The sequence below is a fragment of the Pseudoxanthomonas sp. UTMC 1351 genome (genome assembly GCF_040948865.1).
Taxonomy (GTDB): Bacteria; Pseudomonadota; Gammaproteobacteria; order Xanthomonadales; family Xanthomonadaceae; genus Pseudoxanthomonas_A.
The window spans coordinates 89,711-107,932 of sequence record NZ_JAVGJT010000011.1 but is presented as its reverse complement, the minus strand read 5'-3'; the positions used below and the strand labels follow the sequence as shown (position 1 = coordinate 107,932).

The window sequence follows — 18,222 nt, the reverse complement described above, 5'->3', positions numbered from 1 at the left end:
GGGAATGAACCTGTCCAGGTACCGAAATGTTCCGGTCCTTCGGACGAATTCCGCAGCCTGGCACGCGGATTTCCCATGTCCGCTCCCAGTTCCCAGCCCTTGAAGCCTCCAGCTCGACCCCCACATTCCACTCATCAACCCGGCCCAGGCCGGCCAAATACTGAATCTCTTAGGGAGCAACCCACAATGGGCAAGATCATCGGTATCGACCTAGGCACGACCAATTCGTGCGTGGCGATCATGGAAGGCGGCAAGGCGCGCGTCATCGAAAACGCCGAAGGCGACCGCACCACGCCTTCCATCGTCGCTTACACCAAGGACGGCGAAGTATTGGTGGGCGCCTCGGCCAAGCGCCAGGCCGTTACCAACCCCAAGAACACCTTCTACGCGGTGAAGCGCCTGATCGGCCGCAAATTCACCGACGCCGAAGTGCAGAAGGATATCGGACTGGTTCCTTACGGCATCATCCAGCACGACAACGGCGACGCCTGGGTAACCACTTCCGACGGCAAGAAATTGTCTGCACAGGAAATCTCGGCGCGCATCCTGGAAAAGATGAAGAAGACGGCCGAAGCCTTCCTGGGCGAGACCGTCACCGAAGCGGTGATCACCGTGCCGGCCTACTTCAACGACAGTCAGCGCCAAGCCACCAAGGACGCCGGCAAGATCGCGGGCCTGGACGTCAAGCGCATCATCAACGAACCGACCGCGGCCGCGCTGGCCTACGGTTTGGACAAGGCCGACGCCAAGGATCGCAAGATCGTGGTCTATGATCTGGGCGGCGGTACGTTTGACGTATCGATCATCGAAATCGCCAACGTCGACGGCGAGAAGCAGTTCGAAGTGCTTGCTACCAATGGTGACACCTTCCTGGGCGGCGAAGACTTCGACAAGCGCGTCATCGACTATCTGGTGGAAGAATTCCAGAAGGACCAGGGCATCGACCTGCGCAAGGATCCGTTGGCCCTGCAGCGCCTGAAGGACGCCGCCGAGCGTGCCAAGATCGAATTGTCCAGCGCGCAGCAGACCGAAGTGAACCTGCCGTACGTGACGGCAGATGCTTCCGGTCCCAAGCACCTGAACATCAAGTTGACCCGCGCCAAGCTGGAAGCGCTGGTCGAGGACCTGATCAAGAAGACCATCGAGCCGTGCCGTACCGCGTTGAACGACGCCGGCCTGCGCTCCAGCGACATCGGCGAAGTCATCCTGGTCGGCGGTCAGACCCGCATGCCCAAGGTGCAGCAGGCGGTGGCGGAGTTCTTTGGCAAGGAGCCGCGCAAGGACGTCAATCCGGACGAAGCCGTGGCGTTGGGTGCTGCCATCCAGGGCGGCGTGCTGGCCGGTGACGTCAAGGACGTGCTGTTGCTGGACGTGACCCCGCTGAGCCTGGGCATCGAAACCTTGGGCGGCGTGTTCACCAAGATCATCGAGAAGAACACCACCATTCCCACCAAGGCTTCGCAGGTCTTCTCCACCGCCGAGGACAATCAGTCCGCGGTGACCGTGCACGTGCTGCAAGGCGAGCGCGAGCAGGCCCGCTTCAACAAGTCGCTGGCCAAGTTCGATTTGGCCGGCATTGATGCGGCGCCGCGCGGCCTGCCGCAGGTGGAGGTGTCATTCGACATCGACGCCAACGGCATCCTGCATGTGTCGGCGAAGGACAAGAAGACCAACAAGGAACAGAAGGTCGAGATCAAGGCCGGTTCCGGCCTGTCCGAGGAAGAAATCCAGCGGATGGTGCAGGACGCTGAAGCCCACCGCGAAGAGGACAAGAAGTTCCACGAGCTGGTGCAGGCACGCAATCAGGCCGACGGTTTGCTGCACGCTACCCGCACCGCCATCACCGAACATGGCAGCAAGGTGCCGGGCGACGTGATCGGCCGTGTCGAAGCCGCGATCGCCGACCTGGACACCGCCATGAAGGGCGATGACAAGGCACAGATCGAAGCCAAGACCAAGGCGCTGGAAGAAGCCGGCCAGTCGTTGTATGCAGCGGCCGCCGCTGCGGAGCAGCCCGGCGCCGCTGGCGAGGGTGGATCCGCTCAGACCGAAGATGTGGTCGACGCCGAGTTCACTGAAGTCAAGGACGACGAGAAGAAGTAATGTGGTGAATAGTCAGTAGTAAAGTCGCAAGCCGGGCAGTTGCCCGGCTTGCTGCCAAGGAGGGCAGGTGCGACCGCATCATGAGTTGAGAGTTTGGCAAGAGGCGATGGCATTGGTCACCAGGGTTTATGCGGTGACTCGGATGTTTCCTGCCGATGAGCGTTTCGGACTGACCAGCCAGATTCTCCGAGCTTCAGTCAGTGTTCCGTCGAACATCGCCGAGGGCGCCGTCCGAGGGAGTCGTCAGGAATTTCTTCGTTTTCTTATGATTGCCCGAGGTTCTCTTTTCGAATTGGATATTCAACTACGTATTGCTGAAAACCTGGAGTTGGCAGCTGGTCTGAATTCTCTTCTCGCCGACACGGAGCGGCTGCAGGCTTCGCTTGGAGCACTGATGAAGTCGCAGCGCAGTCGAGTAGCGGAATAGACGATGTTGCAGCTTTTACCCATTACAGGCGGCGTAGCCGCCGCATTGACAGGCCGAAGGCCGAATTGACCATTGACCTATGTCAAAACGCGACTACTACGAAGTGCTGGGCGTATCCCGCACCGCCAGCGACGAAGACCTGAAAAAGGCCTATCGGCGCTGCGCCATGAAACATCACCCGGACCGCAATCCGGGCGACACCTCGGCCGAAGCGGCATTCAAGGAATGCAAGGAAGCCTACGAGGTGCTTTCCGACAGCGCTAAGCGTCGTGCCTACGATGCGCATGGGCATGCAGCCTTCGAGCATGGCATGGGCGGTGGCGGTGGTGGTTACGGCGCGCCCGACATGGGCGATATTTTCGGTGATATTTTCGGCAACATCTTCGGAGGCGCGGGCGGCGGCTCGCGCGCCGCGCGTCGTGGCGCGGACGTCGGCTACGTGATGGAGCTGGACCTGGAAGAAGCGGTCGCGGGTGCGGAAAAACGCATCGAGATTCCCACGCTTGCGCCGTGTGAACCTTGCAACGGTTCCGGTTCGGAAGACGGCAAGGTGGAAACCTGCACCACCTGCGGCGGGCGCGGCAACGTGCGTGTCCAGCGCGGTATCTTCGCCATGCAGCAAACTTGCCCGACGTGCGGTGGCCGTGGCCAGACCATCCGGCACCCCTGCAAGCATTGCCATGGCGCGGGCAGGGTGGAAGAAGAAAAAGTTTTGTCGATCAAGATTCCAGCTGGTGTGGACAATGGCGACCGCATCCGTCTGACGGGCGAAGGCGAAGCCGGCCCTCCCGGTACACCGCCTGGCGACCTGTACGTGGAAGTGCGTGTGCGCGAGCATCCGATCTTCCAGCGGGACGGCGACGATCTGCATTGCGAAGTCCCCATCCGGATTTCGCAAGCCGCGCTGGGCGACACCGTGCAGGTGCCGACCCTCAACGGCGAAACCGAGATCCGCATTCCGGCGGAAACCCAATCCGGAAAACTTTTCCGCCTGCGCGGCAAGGGCGTCAAGTCGGTGCGCAGCCGCAGTGAAGGCGATCTGTATTGCCGCGTTGTGGTGGAAACTCCCGTCAACCTGACGCCCGAGCAGCGCGAATTGCTTGAGAAGTTCGAGGCCACGTTCGTGGGCGAAGAGGTACGCAAGCATTCGCCCAAATCCGCTACCTTCCTGGATGGCGTGAAAGGCTTCTGGGATCGCATGACGTCCTGATATTTGTCCCTGTCTTCCTTGGATTCCTGGACGTCGTACCGTGTACGATGCTGGCCGGGGTTCCGTGACGCCGCTTGGTGGCCGAACGGCTTTTCAATGGAAGAACAGGGGACGAAATGAATCCTAGGCAATGGGCTTGCGGCGTTGCAATGGGTGCGGTGCTGGGATGCGGCGCGGCTTCTGCCGGTGAGGCCGGCGACCGGCCGCTGCAGATCGAACATGAAAACACAACCTATCTCGTCAACGGCGACGGCAGCTATGTCGAGTCGCGCGAGATCGCCATCAAGGTGCTGAAAGAGTCCGCACTGGAATCGGCCAAGGACGCTTCGATCACCTACAGCACCAGCATCCAGAAAGCCGATGTGGTTGCCGCCTACACATTGAAGGCGAACGGCAAGAAGATCGAGGTGCCCGCGGGCAACTTTCAGGTCAACACACGCTCCGGGCAGGACGGCGAATCGCCGATCTACTCGGACCAGACCACGCTTACCGTTGTGTTCCCCGAGCTGGCGGTGGGCGACACCACGGTGTTCTCTTATCGGCTGACGGCAAGCAAGCCGATGTTCGATGGCCACTTCTCGATCATTCGCAGCTATAGCCCTGCGACGTACTACGGGGACCTGCGCGTCATCGTCGATGCGCCGGAATCGCTGGTCGCCCAGCATCAGGCTTGGCAGATGAAAGAGGTGGCCAAACGACCTGCCAATGGCCGGAAAGTGGTCGAATGGACCTGGCGCAATCGCGAGCCGGTAGATCCGGAAAGTCTGCGCGATAGCACCTACAACGTGGAGCGATATCCGGGATACGCCTATTCCACGTTCTCCAGCTATGCGCAGATCGCACAGGCCTATGGTGGGCCGGCCAATGCGAAGGCTGTTCCTGATGAGCGTATCCGTACGCTCGCGGACGAGATCGCAGGCGACGCGACTGAGCCGCGCGAAATCGCCAAGCGATTATACGAATGGGTTTCCGCACAGATCTCCTATGCGGGCAACTGCATAGGCCTGGGCGCCGTGGTGCCGCGCGATCTGAGTGTGGTCCTGGATAACCGCATGGGTGATTGCAAGGATCACGCAACGCTGCTGCAGGCCCTATTGACGGCCAAGGGCATCGACAGCACGCAGGCGCTGATCAATGCCGGAGAAACCTACACGCTGCCCAAAGTTCCGGTCGCATCGATGGTGAACCACGTCATCACCTATATCCCCAGTCTGGACCTGTATGCCGATTCCACGGCCGCCACGGTCCCTTTCGGTAGCCTGCCACCTAACGCGGCGGGCAAACCGGTGCTGCTGGTTGCCGGGCACCGGGACGACGCAAAGACGCCCGCGCTGCAGGCTGGCCAAGATTGGCAACACATGAAGACGGTGTTGCGGATCCAGCCGGACGGGTCGGTGAAAGGAACGTTGCAACTCAAGTTGAATGGCCGCCTGGCGGTCGCCGCGCGCAACCAGTTCCGCAATATGGACCGTGCGGACGCCGACAAACTGGTCAAACGCTATTTCCAACAGAGCGGGCTGAAAGCCCAAGGCACGCTTGTCTACGAAGATCCCAAGCCGTTGTTGGAGCACTTCACTTTGGATGCCAGCTTCGATGTGGAGCAGATGATCCCTGTGCCGGGTGGCATGGAGGTCGAGCCATGGTTCATCAGTCTGGCGCCGGTGTCGGGCATTGTCGGCCGCAATCTGAGCAGCGACGAGCAGGCCGCTGGCGAAAGTAGCTGCGGCGGCATTCTTTCCGATGAGGAGTACCTCTTCGAATTCCCAGAGACAATGCGCATCGCCGCGCTACCAAGCAATCTCTCGTTGGAGCAGAGCGGGGTGGCGTATACCGCGACCTATCGGCAGGAAGCCAATCGGATCCACGTCAAGCGCACGTTGAATGACCGCACGCCAGGGCCGGTGTGTTCCGCCGAGTACAACGCCAGCTATTCACAGCTAATGCGCAAGATCATGCCGGACCTGCGTTCTCAGATCATCTATCTGGAAAAAGAGGCGCCTTGAAATACAAGCTCATCCGCCGTATTGCCGGACGACCAGAGCATGCTCTGGTCTGTTGAGACGCCGCAGCAATGATCCGTGATCCCGTCATCGGCCTGGTCGGCATGGAAGGCGCCTATGGGCGCTGGCTCCAGCGCTTCTTCCGTGAGCGCATGGGCTTGGAGGTGGTCGGCCGGGACCCGGTGGCGACCAATTCGCTTTCGGAAAATGAGCTCATCGAACGCGCGGATGTACTGATTTTCTCCGCACCTATACGCCAAACGACAGCGCTGATCCGCGAATACGTGCGCATTGCGGATGGTCGCGAACGCGGCAAGCTATGGTTGGACGTGACCTCAATCAAGAGCGCGCCGGTGGCTGCGATGCTGGAATCGCAAGCGGAAGTCGCCGGACTGCACCCGATGACAGCGCCACCCAAGTCTCCTACGCTCAAGGGCAGGGTGATGGTGGTTTGCGAAGCGCGGTTGGATCAATGGCGCGAATGGCTCCAACACACCTTGCACGCGCTGGAAGCCGAGTGCGTGCGCAGCGAGCCGGAGCACCACGACCGAGTGATGGCGCTGGTGCAGGCCATGGTGCATGCCAGCCACTTGGCGCAGGCGGCGGTGCTGCGCGACTACGCGACGGAACTGGGCGAACTGGATGCCTTGATGCCTTTTCGCTCGGCCTCTTTCGAAATGGACACCGCGATCATCGCGCGCATCCTGTCGATGAATCCGGCCATCTACGAAGACATCCAGTTCGGCAATCCGTACGTGCCGGAGATGCTGGAAAAGCTCAGCACGCATCTGGCCGGGCTGAAGGGCTTGGTCAATGTTGGCGATGACAACGCGCGCGCGGCATTTCGCCACGAATTCCTGCAGACCAGCCACGACGCGTTGGGTGCCAAAGCGCTGGATCACGGTAACTACAGTTTCGAGAAGCTGGGTTACCTACTGGCGGATATGACCGAGGTCCGCACCCTCAGCGTGCATCTGCCGGTGGATCGCCCTGGTTCCCTGCGCGCTTTGTTGCATGTATTCGAGCGGCATGGCATCAGTCTGTCGTCGGTGCACTCCTCGCGCACCCCCGAGGGCGAGGTGCATTTCCGCATGGGTTTCACCGCTGAAAGCGATTCCCGGGCGCTCGCAGGTGCAATCAATGAGATCGCGGAGAGTGGAATCGGCCGGGTTTTGCTTTCGCGATAGGTTTCCCATCGCCCCCCCGGCGAGAGGAATGCCATCAGCCCCCTTCCGTAGAGCGGAGCTTGCTCCGCTGCTTTTCTCCGATAATCAAGCGCCACAGAGTAAGCGGCTAGTCGCTATCACCTGCCGTTGCGACGGCCCCGTTGCTGCTGACGCGGCGCTATCGCGGGGCGCGCTCCGCTCTACGATTTCCGCGGCAGCACGGGCACCTCGGAACCGCTAAACTAGCCCGCATGACCGCCAAATTCACACTCTCAAAACGTGCGCAGGCGCTGACCAGTTCGGCGATCCGCGAAATCCTCAAAGTCACCGAACGTCCCGAAGTGATCTCCTTCGCCGGCGGTCTGCCTTCGCCGGCTACGTTCCCGATCGAACGCATGCGCTGGGCGACCGACAAGGTGTTCGACGAATGCGCGCAGGCCGCGCTGCAATACGGTCCCACCGAGGGCTTCACGCCGCTGCGGGAATGGATCGCCAGGCGCAACAGCAAGCATGGCGTCACCATCCGGCCCAGTCAGGTCATGATCACCACGGGTTCGCAGCAGGGCCTGGACCTGCTGGGCAAGGTGTTGATCGACCCGGGCAGCAAGGTGCTGGTGGAAACCCCTAGCTATTTGGGCGCTTTGCAGGCCTATTCGTTGTTCGAGCCGCAGTTCTCGCCGATGCAGACCGACGAAAACGGCATCGTCACCGACGCGCTGACGGCCGAACAGCTGAAAGACGCGCGCTTCATGTACTGCTTGCCCAATTTCCAGAATCCCACCGGCCGGCGCATGCCGCTGGAACGCCGCCAGGACCTGGTGAAGAAAGCCACTGAAGCCGGCGTGCTGGTGGTGGAAGACGATCCCTACGGCGAACTGAGCTACCAGGGCGAACAGCTGCCCAGCCTGCTGTCGATGAACCCGGACAATGTGGTCTACATGGGTTCGTTCTCCAAGGTGCTGGCTCCGGGTCTGCGCCTGGGCTACCTGATCGCACCTGAAGAACTGCACGGCAAGCTGGTGCAGGCCAAGCAGGCGGCGGATCTGCATACGCCTTCATTCTCGCAGCGGATCGTCTATGAAGCGGTGCAGGACGGTTTCCTGGACCGGCATATTCCCGAGATCCGTACGCTGTACGGCCATCAATGCGAACTGATGGTGTCGGCACTGGAGCGTTATTTCCCGGCCGAAGCTCAGTGGAACCGACCGGCGGGCGGCATGTTCATCTGGGTGACCTTGCCCGAGGGTGTGGATACCACCGCGTTGCTCACCAAAGCCATCGAACAGCATGTGGCATTCGTACCGGGCGCACCGTTCTTTGCAGCCAATCCGCAACCGAACACGTTGCGACTGTCCTTCGTCACCGTGCCGGCCGAGAAAATCGAACTGGGCATGCAGAAGCTGGGTGCGCTGGTGAAGGCGGAAATCGCTGGGATCAAATCGCCTGTCGCAGCGTAGGTCGAGGCCACGTCGTCAGCGCCCCGCGTTTTCGGGGCACCGCAGCGTCGGCCGCGTGGGCCGACCTACGAATTCCGAAAGTGCATAGTAGGTCGGGGCCACGCCCCGCGCCGAGTCTGTCCGACAGTAGTGCGGACACCACAACCGCTTGTCGGCCGCATCCGCGCGGGCTAGCCTGCATAAATGAACCCAGCAGATTCTTCTTCGCCATTGCGGCTACTCATCCATGGCGCTTCCGGCCGCATGGGCCAATCCTTGTTGAGGCTGGCGGCTGAGCAGCCCGATCAGTTCACCGTGGTGGGTGCCGTCACCGGCAGGCCGCCGCCGCAGCGCGTGGTCGATGGCGTCCCGCATTTCGCTGCGCGTGAGATGAACGGCGTTCCCGCATTCGACGTGGTAATCGACTTCAGCCTGCCGGAAGGCTTTGATTCGATCTTGTCGCTGTGCTCGCAACGCGGTGCTGCGCTGGTATCCGGAACCACCGGTTTATCCGACGCTCAACGCCAAACCCTGGACGAGGCGTCGGAACGCATACCGCTGGTCTGGGCATCCAATTTCAGCCTGGGCGTGGCGGTGTTGACCGAACTGACTGAGCGGGCGGCGAAGGCGTTGGCCCAGTGGGATTGCGACATCATCGAGTCTCATCACACACAAAAGAAGGACGCCCCATCCGGCACTGCCTTGACCTTAGGACAGGCAGCCAGCACGGCAGGCGTGGAGGTCCATTACGCCAGCCTGCGCGCCGGAGACATCGTGGGTGAGCACACCGTTCAGTTTGCCGGATTGGGCGAACGCATCGAACTCGTTCATCGCGCCACCAACCGCGACATCTTCGCGCGTGGCGCCCTTCATGCCGCTCGGCGGTTGGCAGGGAAGCCACCCGGCAGCTATCGGGTGCGTGATTTGCTGGATTGAGGCGCTGGGTCAGGCCTGCAGTCGCTCCCACAAGGAACCAGCAAGAGAGATCCGATGGATGGGCGGCTCCTTGGGGCCTCCCATTCAAAAAACGGCTGGCATTGCCCCCCCTACGCCAGTACAATTCTCGCTCGCCTGTTACCTACCGCCCCGGACCGGAGAAATACCGCGTTCGCGGTTTCTTGCAGCCGCAAGTCGGAGGGGCAGGGTTCCTTCACCCCAAGGCGAACCCCGTGACTCAACCCGCAATTCTCGTACTCGAAGACGGCACCGTGTTCGAGGGCGATTCCGTAGGCGCGACTGGCCTTTCGGTCGGCGAAGTGGTGTTCAACACCGCCATGACCGGTTACCAGGAGGTCGTTACCGATCCTTCCTACGCCCGCCAACTGGTCACTCTGACCTATCCCCATATCGGCAATACCGGTTGCACCGACCAGGACGATGAAGCCAGCCAAGTCTGGTGCGCCGGCCTGATCGTGCGCGATGTGCCGCGCCGCCCCAGCAGCTGGCGCAGTCAGACGCCGCTGCCCGAGTGGCTGATGGCACGAGGTATCGTGGCCATCGCCGGCATCGACACCCGCAAACTGACCCGTTTGTTGCGCGACCGCGGCGCACAGAACGGCGCCTTGATGGCGGGCGATGACATCGACGTCGAAAAAGCCCTGGAAGCCGCGCGAAAGTTTCCTGGCCTGAAGGGAATGGATCTGGCGAAAGTGGTGTCGGTCACTAAATCGTATTCGTGGCGGGACGGCCAGCTGGACCTGGACAGCCGCAAGTGCGCCCAGAGCGAACCGAAGTTCAAAGTGGTGGCCTACGACTATGGCGTGAAGTACAACATTCTGCGCATGCTGGCCGAGCGCGGCTGCGATGTCACCGTCGTGCCGGCGCAGACTTCCGCCGCCGACGTGCTGGCAATGAAGCCGGACGGCGTGTTCCTGTCCAATGGCCCGGGCGACCCGGAGCCTTGCGATTACGCGATCACCGCCATCCGCGAATTCGTCGATAAGAAGATCCCGACCTTCGGCATCTGCCTGGGTCACCAGCTGTTGGCGCTGGCCGCCGGGGGCAAGACGGTGAAGATGGGGCACGGTCACCACGGCGCTAATCATCCGGTGATCGACCTGGATTCCGGACGCGTGATGATCACGTCGCAGAACCACGGCTTTGCCGTCGACGAAGCAACGCTGCCGGCCAATATACGCGTGACTCACCGCTCGCTGTTCGACGGCACCAACCAGGGCATCGCCTTGACCGACGCGCCGGCATTCTCGTTCCAGGGACACCCGGAGGCTTCACCAGGACCGCGCGACGTGGCGCCGTTGTTCGACCGTTTTGTGCAGTCGATGGAAGCAGCGCGATGAGCCATTGCTTCGGCTCATTCACTGTCGCAGCTCAGCACAGCGTCCAGCTGGCCACGGAGTCGCTTAAGGCGTGATGGTCGCCATGTCTCCTTCTCTGCGGCCGAGGACGGCGTTACGGCGCTGGCGCGGGCCGTTGCTGGTCGGAGCGTTGATGGCGATCTATCCGCTGTTCGTGGCGGTGGCGGTGTACCCGCGCTACCTGGCCGCGGATCTGCCTGGCGGCCGCAACGGGCCGGCCGATGCCTATCGGCATTCGCTGGCCAGCGCCGTCGTCGCTTACACGTTGTCTCCGCGGTGCGTGGGTTGGGTCACCCGCGTAATGGAACGCGATGGCGAAGGCAGTCCGAGCCGCGCCATGGATGCACACAACAACCGGATCGGCGCACGCATCGGCGCGTCAGCCGGCAGTTGGAATTCGATGCAGCAAGCCGTGCTGGCTGCAGTTAACGCGGGAGCGATCGACGCAGGATCACCCGACCAGATCACCTGGCTCGCGCCTGGCGCGTGGCAGAAAAGACTTTACTGAGGACGAAATGCCAAAACGTACCGACATCAAGACCGTCCTGATCATTGGCGCCGGGCCGATCGTCATCGGCCAGGCCTGCGAATTCGATTACTCCGGTGCCCAGGCCTGCAAGGCGCTGCGCGACGAGGGTTACCGGGTGGTGCTGGTCAACAGCAACCCGGCCACCATCATGACCGACCCGGAAATGGCCGACGCGGTTTATATCGAGCCGATCAACTGGCAGACGGTCGAGAAGATCATCGCCAAGGAAAAGCCTGACGCGCTGCTGCCGACCATGGGCGGACAGACCGCGCTGAACTGCGCGCTGGACCTGGCCGACAACGGCGTGCTGGAAAAGTACGGCGTGGAGCTCATCGGCGCCAAGCGCGAAGCGATCATGATGGCCGAGGACCGCGAGTTGTTCCGCGTGGCCATGGGCGAGATTGGACTGGAATGCCCGAAGGCCGAGGTCGCACGCAGTTTCGAGCAGGCGGTCGATATTCAAACCCGCGTGGGATATCCCACCATCATCCGTCCCAGCTTCACCTTGGGCGGCAGTGGCGGCGGTATCGCCTACAACCGCGAAGAATTCGAAGACATCGTCAAGCGCGGCCTGGAACTCTCGCCGGTCGGCGAGGTGTTGGTGGAAGAGTCCGTGCTGGGCTGGAAGGAATTCGAGATGGAAGTGGTCCGCGACACCGCGGACAACTGCATCATCGTGTGCTCCATCGAAAACCTGGACCCGATGGGCGTGCACACCGGCGACTCGATTACTGTCGCACCGGCGCAGACGTTGACCGATAAGGAATACCAGCGCCTGCGCGATGCATCCATCGCGGTGCTGCGAAAGATCGGCGTGGATACCGGCGGTTCCAACGTGCAGTTCGGCATCAATGCGCAGACGGGCCGCGTCGTCGTCATCGAGATGAACCCTCGCGTGTCGCGTTCGTCGGCACTGGCTTCCAAAGCCACCGGGTTCCCGATTGCCAAGGTCGCCGCCAAGCTGGCGGTCGGCTATACGCTGGACGAGCTGCGCAACGAAATCACCGGCGGTCTGACTCCGGCCTCGTTCGAGCCCAGCATCGACTATGTCGTTACCAAGATTCCGCGCTTCGCCTTCGAGAAATTCCCGGCCGCCGATCCGCGCCTGACCACCCAGATGAAATCGGTGGGCGAGGTGATGGCGATGGGCCGCACTTTCCAGGAATCGCTGCAGAAAGCGCTGCGCGGTCTGGAGACCGGCAAGGTTGGCCTGGACCCGACGGGGTTGAATCTCTCGGATGAAGACGACATGGCCGCGCTGCGCCGCGAGCTGAAAGCGCCGGGTCCTGAGCGCCTGTTCTATGTCGCCGACGCCTTTCGCGCCGGCATGACAGTGGAACAAGTACATGCGCTGTCCTTCATCGATCCGTGGTTCCTGGACCAGATGGAAGAACTGATCGCCGACGAGAAGCAACTCGCCGCCGACGGTTTGGCATCGTTGAACGCCGCGCGCATGCGCAAGCTGAAGCGCGCCGGTTTTTCCGATGCGCGGTTGGCGCAGTTGGTCGGTACCGATGAAACCGCGGTACGCGTGCTGCGCAAAGCCTTGGGTGTGAAGCCGGTCTACAAGCGCGTGGATTCCTGCGCCGCTGAGTTCGCCACCAGCACCGCCTATCTGTATTCGACCTACGAGGACGAATGCGAGGCCGAACCGACTCAGCGCGACAAGATCATGATCCTGGGTGGCGGCCCCAACCGTATCGGCCAGGGCATCGAGTTCGACTATTGTTGCGTGCACGCCGCGCTGGCGTTGCGTGCCGATGGTTTCGAAACCATCATGGTCAACTGCAATCCCGAAACCGTCTCTACGGATTACGACACCTCCGATCGTCTGTACTTCGAACCGCTGACGCTGGAAGACGTGCTGTCCATCGTCGAGTTGGAACAACCCAAGGGCGTGATCGTGCAGTACGGCGGCCAGACTCCGCTGAAACTGGCACAGGCGCTGGAAGCCAATGGCGTGCCGGTGATTGGCACGTCGCCGGACTCCATCGACCTGGCCGAAGACCGCGAGCGCTTCCAGCAGTTGGTCGAAAAGCTCGGCCTGAAGCAGCCGCCCAACCGCACCGCGCGCAACGCCGATGAAGCGCTGACGCTGGCGCGCGAGATCGGCTATCCGTTGGTGGTGCGCCCGTCCTACGTGCTCGGCGGACGCGCGATGGAAATCGTCTACGGTGAGTCCGATCTGGCGCGCTACGTGCGCGATGCCGTCAAGGTGTCCAACGATTCGCCCGTGCTGCTGGACCGCTTCCTGGACAATGCGGTGGAAGTCGACGTGGACGTCATCGCCGATCAGACCGGTGCCGTACTGGTCGGTGGCGTGATGGAACACATCGAAGAAGCCGGCGTGCACTCCGGCGACTCGTCATGCTCGCTACCGCCTTATTCGCTTTCCGCCAAAACGCAGGCGGAATTGCGGCGCCAGGTGGTGGAGCTGGCCAAGGCGCTGAACGTCGTTGGCCTGATGAACACGCAGTTCGCCATCCAGACCAATGATGATGGCGATGACACCATCTTCCTGCTGGAAGTGAATCCGCGCGCCTCGCGCACGGTGCCATTCGTGTCGAAAGCGACTGGCATGCCGCTGGCCAAGATCGCGGCGCGCTGCATGGCGGGCAAGTCGCTCGCCGAGCAGGGCGCCACCAAGGAAATCGTGCCCGACTATTACTCGGTGAAGGAAGCGATCTTCCCGTTCGCCAAGTTCCAGGGCGTCGACCCGATCCTTGGGCCGGAAATGCGTTCCACGGGCGAAGTCATGGGCGTGGGCCGGAGTTTTGGCGCGGCCATGGCGCGTGCCCAGGAAGCCGGCGGCATCAAGGCGCCCGCACCAGGCAAAGCTTTTGTTTCGGTTCGTGACCCGGACAAGAAACGGGTGCTGCCGGTGGCCCAGGCGCTGGTCGAGCGCGGCTTCAGCCTGGTCGCCACTCAGGGCACCGGCGCATGGCTGCGCGAGAATGGTCTGCAGTGCGAACTGATCAACAAGGTGGTTGAAGGGCGTCCGCATATCGTCGATCTGATCAAGAACGGCGAAATCGTGTATATCGTCAACACCACCGAGGGGCGGCAGGCCATCGCCGACTCCTTCTCCATCCGGCGCGAAGCCCTGCAGCATCGCGTCACCTATTCGACCACCGTTGCCGGCGCCAAGGCGCTGGTGCATTCGCTGGAGTACCGCGGCACCGGCCCGGTCCTGGCGTTGCAGGAACTGCACAAGGAGCTTTAAGGGTGAGAGCACCGTTGACTATGAAAGGCGCACAGCGTCTGCGCCAGGAACTGGAACAGCTTAAGAGTGTAAAGCGGCCGCAAGTGATTGCCGCGATCGCTGAAGCGCGCGCGCACGGCGATCTGAAAGAGAACGCCGAATACCACGCGGCCCGCGAACAGCAGAGTTTCATCGAAGGCCGCATCAAACAGTTGGAAAGCGAGCTGTCGCATTCCGAAATCATCGACGTGAGCAAACTCAATGCCGGTTCGCGCGTCGTGTTTGGTGCCGTGGTGACGCTGGCCGATGTGGATACCGATGAGGAAAAGCGGTACCAGGTGGTTGGCGATCTGGAAGCGGATATCAAACAAGGATTGATTGCGATTTCGTCGCCGTTGGCCCGCGCATTGATCGGCAAGCACGAGGGAGATTCGGTCACCATCGACGCCCCGGCCGGCCAGCGCGAATACGAAATCATCAACGTCTCCTATAACGACTGACCACGCGATGGCATCGGCCACGCTGCTGCTGCCCACACGCACCCGGTTGGTGGGGCAGGCGCTGCCGGTTGTGGTCGCCAAGGCGCTCGGCCGAGCCGATCGCGGCCGCGGCGAGGAAGGCGAGCGCGCACAATTGCGGCGTCAGTTCCAGCTGATTCCCGATCATTGGCCGGTGGCGGCACTGACCCGGCAACTGGATGCGGGCGACGCCGCATCGTCGGCTTGGTTACGCGCCGATCCGGCACGTGTGGCCCCGGACATGACCGGAGCCCGGATGTTGGCCCACGGCGACGCACTCGCCTTGACCGATGAAGATGTGGCGCGATTGTTGCCGGCGCTACGGCCGCTGTTCGGCGATGCGGGTTTTCCGTTGGACGCTCCACATCCATCGCGTTGGTACCTGCGCGTTCCCAAGGATGCGCCGTTGCCGGCATTCGCGTCGGTGGACGACGTGCTGGGCGATGATCTTTTCGCGCACCTGCCGGAAGGCGATGCCGGCCGACGTTGGCGTGCGTTGCTGACCGAGGCACAGGTGACGCTGCACAACCATCCTTGGAATGCGCAGCGAGTGGCCGAAGGCAAACCACCGGTGAACTCGTTGTGGTTCTGGGGTGGAGGAGTTTTGCCGGATACCGTGCGTACTTCGTTCCGCCAGATCAAGGGCAACGAAGTGCTGCTGAGGGCCTTGGCCAGCGCCGCAGGCGTTCCAACGGAGTACGCGGGCAACGATGAAGTCGACGCGCTGATCGATCTGCGCCAGTTGCGCAATCTGGATCTGTTGTGCCGCGATGCGCTGCAGCCACTGTTGGCCGCGCTGAGAAAGCGCGAACTGGATTCGTTGACCCTGGATTTCGAAGATGGCGCGATTTTCGTGCTGCGGCGCGACCAGCGTTGGCGCTTCTGGCGCCGCCCCATGCCGCGCTTGGATACGCTGCGCCCAGACGAAGTCCCGGCATGACCAGCCCCAAGATTCGCCGCCGCGAGCCCGTTCCTGGCGGCGATTGGCCCGATTCCGTGCCGTCGCTGCTCCGGCGCGTCTATGCCGCGCGAGGCGCAATGAACCTCGAACAGGCGCAGCCCAGATTGGCGCAACTGCTGGCGCCGGATTCGCTAGGCGGACTGGCCGCGGCAACGGCGCTATTGATCGATGCCATTGCCCATGACAAGCACATCGTGGTGGTCGGCGACTTTGATTGCGATGGCGCCACTGCATGCGCCGTGGGCGTGCGCGGCTTGCGCTTGCTGGGTGCGAAACGCGTCAGCCCCGCGGTGCCGAACCGCATGGTCCATGGCTATGGGCTGTCGCCGTCATTGGTCGAAGAGCTTGTCGGGCTTGAGCCCGACCTATTGGTCACCGTCGACCACGGCATCGCCTGCCATGCCGGCATCGCCACCGCCAAAGCAAAAGGCTGGCAGGTGCTGGTCACCGATCACCATTTGCCGGGCGATGTGTTGCCGCCGGCCGACGCCATCGTCAATCCCAATCTGCGCGGTGACGCGTTTCCCAGCAAGATGCTGGCGGGTGTGGGCGTGATGTTCTACGTTCTGCTTGCCTTGCGCCGGCGGCTGCGCGAAGCCGGAGCCTTCGCCGCAGGCGAACCCGACCTGATGCCGCTGCTGGACCTGGTGGCGGTCGGCACCGTGGCTGATCTGGTGCCATTGGACGTCAATAATCGCGCATTGGTTGCGGCCGGGTTGCGCCGTCTGCGCGCAGGGCAGGGGTGCGCGGGATTGCGGGCCTTGATCGAAGTGTCGGGGCGCAACGCCAGTCAGCTGAGTGCGTCCGACATCGCCTTCTCCGTTGCGCCAAGGCTCAACGCCGCTGGTCGACTGGAAGACATGGCGCTGGGGATCGAATGCTTGCTGTGCGACGACAGCGCCCAGGCGTTCGAGATGGCGCAGATCCTCAATGGCATCAATGCCGAGCGCCGCGGCGTACAGCAGCAGATGACGGAGGAAGCCGAAGCCGCGATCGCGCGATTGGCGGGCGAGGGCGATCTGCAGGCGCCTATCGCGCTATGTCTGTTCGACCCCGAGTGGCATCCCGGTGTGGTGGGTTTGGTGGCGTCGAAGATGAAGGAGAAGTTGCATCGGCCGGTGATCGCTTTCGCGCCGGCCGAACCGGGCAGCACAACTCTGCGCGGCTCGGCGCGTTCGATTCCGGGCTTCCATATACGGGACGCTTTGGCGGCCATCGACGCGGCGCATCCACAGCTGATCGCCAAGTTCGGTGGTCACGCCATGGCCGCCGGCCTGACGCTGGACCAAAGCGTTCTACCCGAGTTTGAAGTCGCTTTCCGGCAGCAGGCGCAGGCGTTGCTGGACGACGCCATGCTGCGCGCAGAATTGCCTAGCGATGGCGAACTGTTGGCCCACGAATTCGATCGGCTCCACGCCGATGCGCTGCGTGCGGCGGGGCCATGGGGGCAGGGCTTTCCGGAGCCTATGTTCGATGGCGAATTCGACGTGCTGGACTGGCGCGTGGTCGGCGAACGCCACCTGAAATTCTCCTTGCGCACCCCGCAACGTCCCGCGCCGCTCAACGCCATTCATTTCAACGGCTGGATCGATCAACCGCCGCCGCTGCGCATCCATGCGGCGTACCAACTGGATACCGATGATTACCAGGATCGCCGCGGCATCCAATTGGTGATCCGGCATTGGCTGCCGCTCTAGCCTGTTTCATTCGCGGATCGGCTGCTCGGACGGGTGAACGCCGCCCGCGCGCGTTCGGCGGCCGGCCTCACGGAACAACCTTCGACATGGTCATTGACGAGTCCCATCGCCTGCATGAAGGCGTAAGCGGTCGTTGGTCCGACGAATTTCCAGCCGCGTTTCCTGAGGTCCTTGGATAGGGTGATGGATGCCGTCGATGTCGAGACGGTTTGCGGCCGGGCCAGTTCCGCGGCTGTTGGTTCGAAGCGCCAGATATACGCGGCAAGCGAGCCTTCGCGCTCGCTAAGCTCCAACATGCGCCGTGCATTGTTGATGACGGCTTCTATCTTGCCCCGATGGCGCACGATGCCTTCGTCCTGAAGCAGGCGCCGGATATTGGTTTCGGTGAAACGCGCGATCTTTTCGGGATCGAAACCGTGGAAGGCCGCGCGAAAGTTCTCGCGTTTGGCGAGGATGGTTCGCCAACTCAGGCCGGATTGGAAACCCTCCAGGCAGAGCTTTTCGAACAGGCGCCGGTCGTCATCCACCGGGAAACCCCATTCGGTGTCGTGATAGTCGAAGAACTCCGGCGCGGCGGCACACCAGCGGCAGCGCGGCTTTCCATCAGGTCCTGGAATCGTTTGGCTCATGTGCCGGCTCATGGCATCTTGGGGCGGGC

Annotated in this window: 14 protein-coding genes; 13 read left to right on the top strand and 1 reads right to left on the bottom strand. The window is 62.3% G+C overall.

The window, feature by feature from the left end:
• Positions 1 to 186 precede the first annotated feature (186 nt).
• The 13 genes from dnaK (at position 187) to recJ (ending at position 17,564) form a co-directional block, all read left to right on the top strand.
• On the top strand, positions 187 to 2,103 hold the full coding sequence (dnaK, locus tag AB6O04_RS09290) for a molecular chaperone DnaK (RefSeq protein ID WP_368563574.1): 1,917 nt from the start codon (positions 187 to 189) through the stop codon (positions 2,101 to 2,103).
• Between the two features lie 67 nt (positions 2,104 to 2,170).
• Positions 2,171 to 2,530: a four helix bundle protein gene (locus tag AB6O04_RS09285; RefSeq protein WP_368563573.1), complete on the top strand. Its 360-nt coding sequence runs from the start codon at positions 2,171 to 2,173 to the stop codon at positions 2,528 to 2,530.
• 79 nt (positions 2,531 to 2,609) lie between these two features.
• Positions 2,610 to 3,740, top strand: coding sequence for a molecular chaperone DnaJ (gene dnaJ / locus AB6O04_RS09280; RefSeq protein ID WP_368563572.1), 1,131 nt, complete (start codon positions 2,610 to 2,612; stop codon positions 3,738 to 3,740).
• A 116-nt stretch (positions 3,741 to 3,856) separates the two neighbouring features.
• The gene (locus AB6O04_RS09275) at positions 3,857 to 5,743 is read left to right on the top strand and encodes a DUF3857 domain-containing transglutaminase family protein (RefSeq protein ID WP_368563571.1); all 1,887 of its coding nucleotides are present in this window, start codon (positions 3,857 to 3,859) and stop codon (positions 5,741 to 5,743) included.
• A gap of 68 nt (positions 5,744 to 5,811) precedes the next feature.
• A complete protein-coding gene (locus AB6O04_RS09270; RefSeq protein WP_368563570.1) occupies positions 5,812 to 6,927 on the top strand; it encodes a prephenate dehydrogenase in 1,116 nt (371 codons plus the stop codon).
• A gap of 230 nt (positions 6,928 to 7,157) precedes the next feature.
• Positions 7,158 to 8,363, top strand: a complete 1,206-nt coding sequence (locus tag AB6O04_RS09265; protein WP_368563569.1) for a PLP-dependent aminotransferase family protein — start codon at positions 7,158 to 7,160, stop codon at positions 8,361 to 8,363.
• Positions 8,364 to 8,546: 183 nt separating this feature from the next.
• A complete protein-coding gene (gene dapB, locus AB6O04_RS09260) occupies positions 8,547 to 9,278 on the top strand; it encodes a 4-hydroxy-tetrahydrodipicolinate reductase (protein ID WP_368563568.1) in 732 nt (243 codons plus the stop codon).
• A 233-nt stretch (positions 9,279 to 9,511) separates the two neighbouring features.
• Complete coding sequence (gene carA, locus AB6O04_RS09255) at positions 9,512 to 10,639, top strand: glutamine-hydrolyzing carbamoyl-phosphate synthase small subunit (protein ID WP_368563567.1); 1,128 nt, start codon at positions 9,512 to 9,514, stop codon at positions 10,637 to 10,639.
• 82 nt (positions 10,640 to 10,721) lie between these two features.
• On the top strand, positions 10,722 to 11,165 hold the full coding sequence (locus tag AB6O04_RS09250; RefSeq protein WP_368563566.1) for a hypothetical protein: 444 nt from the start codon (positions 10,722 to 10,724) through the stop codon (positions 11,163 to 11,165).
• A 7-nt stretch (positions 11,166 to 11,172) separates the two neighbouring features.
• A complete protein-coding gene (gene carB, locus AB6O04_RS09245; RefSeq protein ID WP_368563565.1) occupies positions 11,173 to 14,409 on the top strand; it encodes a carbamoyl-phosphate synthase large subunit in 3,237 nt (1,078 codons plus the stop codon).
• A 2-nt stretch (positions 14,410 to 14,411) separates the two neighbouring features.
• A complete protein-coding gene (gene greA / locus AB6O04_RS09240; RefSeq protein WP_368563564.1) occupies positions 14,412 to 14,888 on the top strand; it encodes a transcription elongation factor GreA in 477 nt (158 codons plus the stop codon).
• A gap of 7 nt (positions 14,889 to 14,895) precedes the next feature.
• Entirely contained in the window at positions 14,896 to 15,846 is a 951-nt protein-coding gene (locus tag AB6O04_RS09235) for a phosphoglycerate mutase (protein WP_368563563.1), read from the top strand.
• On the top strand, positions 15,843 to 17,564 hold the full coding sequence (gene recJ / locus AB6O04_RS09230; protein ID WP_368563562.1) for a single-stranded-DNA-specific exonuclease RecJ: 1,722 nt from the start codon (positions 15,843 to 15,845) through the stop codon (positions 17,562 to 17,564). Before AB6O04_RS09235 ends, recJ begins: the two co-directional genes overlap by 4 nt.
• Here recJ and AB6O04_RS09225 read toward each other — a convergent pair.
• Entirely contained in the window at positions 17,561 to 18,193 is a 633-nt protein-coding gene (locus AB6O04_RS09225) for a DNA-3-methyladenine glycosylase I (RefSeq protein ID WP_368563561.1), read from the bottom strand. The genes recJ and AB6O04_RS09225 overlap by 4 nt on opposite strands.
• Positions 18,194 to 18,222 lie beyond the last annotated feature (29 nt).

What these genes read in the sequence shown, in the direction of transcription:
- dnaK (WP_368563574.1), top strand. Translation starts at nt 187, where the DNA reads ATGGGCAAGATCATCGGTATCGACCTAGGCACGACCAATTCGTGCGTG.
- AB6O04_RS09235 (WP_368563563.1), top strand. Translation starts at nt 14,896, where the DNA reads ATGGCATCGGCCACGCTGCTGCTGCCCACACGCACCCGGTTGGTGGGG.
- recJ (WP_368563562.1), top strand. Translation starts at nt 15,843, where the DNA reads ATGACCAGCCCCAAGATTCGCCGCCGCGAGCCCGTTCCTGGCGGCGAT.
- dnaJ (WP_368563572.1), top strand. Translation starts at nt 2,610, where the DNA reads ATGTCAAAACGCGACTACTACGAAGTGCTGGGCGTATCCCGCACCGCC.
- AB6O04_RS09275 (WP_368563571.1), top strand. Translation starts at nt 3,857, where the DNA reads ATGAATCCTAGGCAATGGGCTTGCGGCGTTGCAATGGGTGCGGTGCTG.
- dapB (WP_368563568.1), top strand. Translation starts at nt 8,547, where the DNA reads ATGAACCCAGCAGATTCTTCTTCGCCATTGCGGCTACTCATCCATGGC.
- AB6O04_RS09270 (WP_368563570.1), top strand. Translation starts at nt 5,812, where the DNA reads ATGATCCGTGATCCCGTCATCGGCCTGGTCGGCATGGAAGGCGCCTAT.
- carB (WP_368563565.1), top strand. Translation starts at nt 11,173, where the DNA reads ATGCCAAAACGTACCGACATCAAGACCGTCCTGATCATTGGCGCCGGG.
- AB6O04_RS09250 (WP_368563566.1), top strand. Translation starts at nt 10,722, where the DNA reads ATGTCTCCTTCTCTGCGGCCGAGGACGGCGTTACGGCGCTGGCGCGGG.
- AB6O04_RS09265 (WP_368563569.1), top strand. Translation starts at nt 7,158, where the DNA reads ATGACCGCCAAATTCACACTCTCAAAACGTGCGCAGGCGCTGACCAGT.
- AB6O04_RS09225 (WP_368563561.1), bottom strand. Translation starts at nt 18,193, where the DNA reads ATGAGCCAAACGATTCCAGGACCTGATGGAAAGCCGCGCTGCCGCTGG.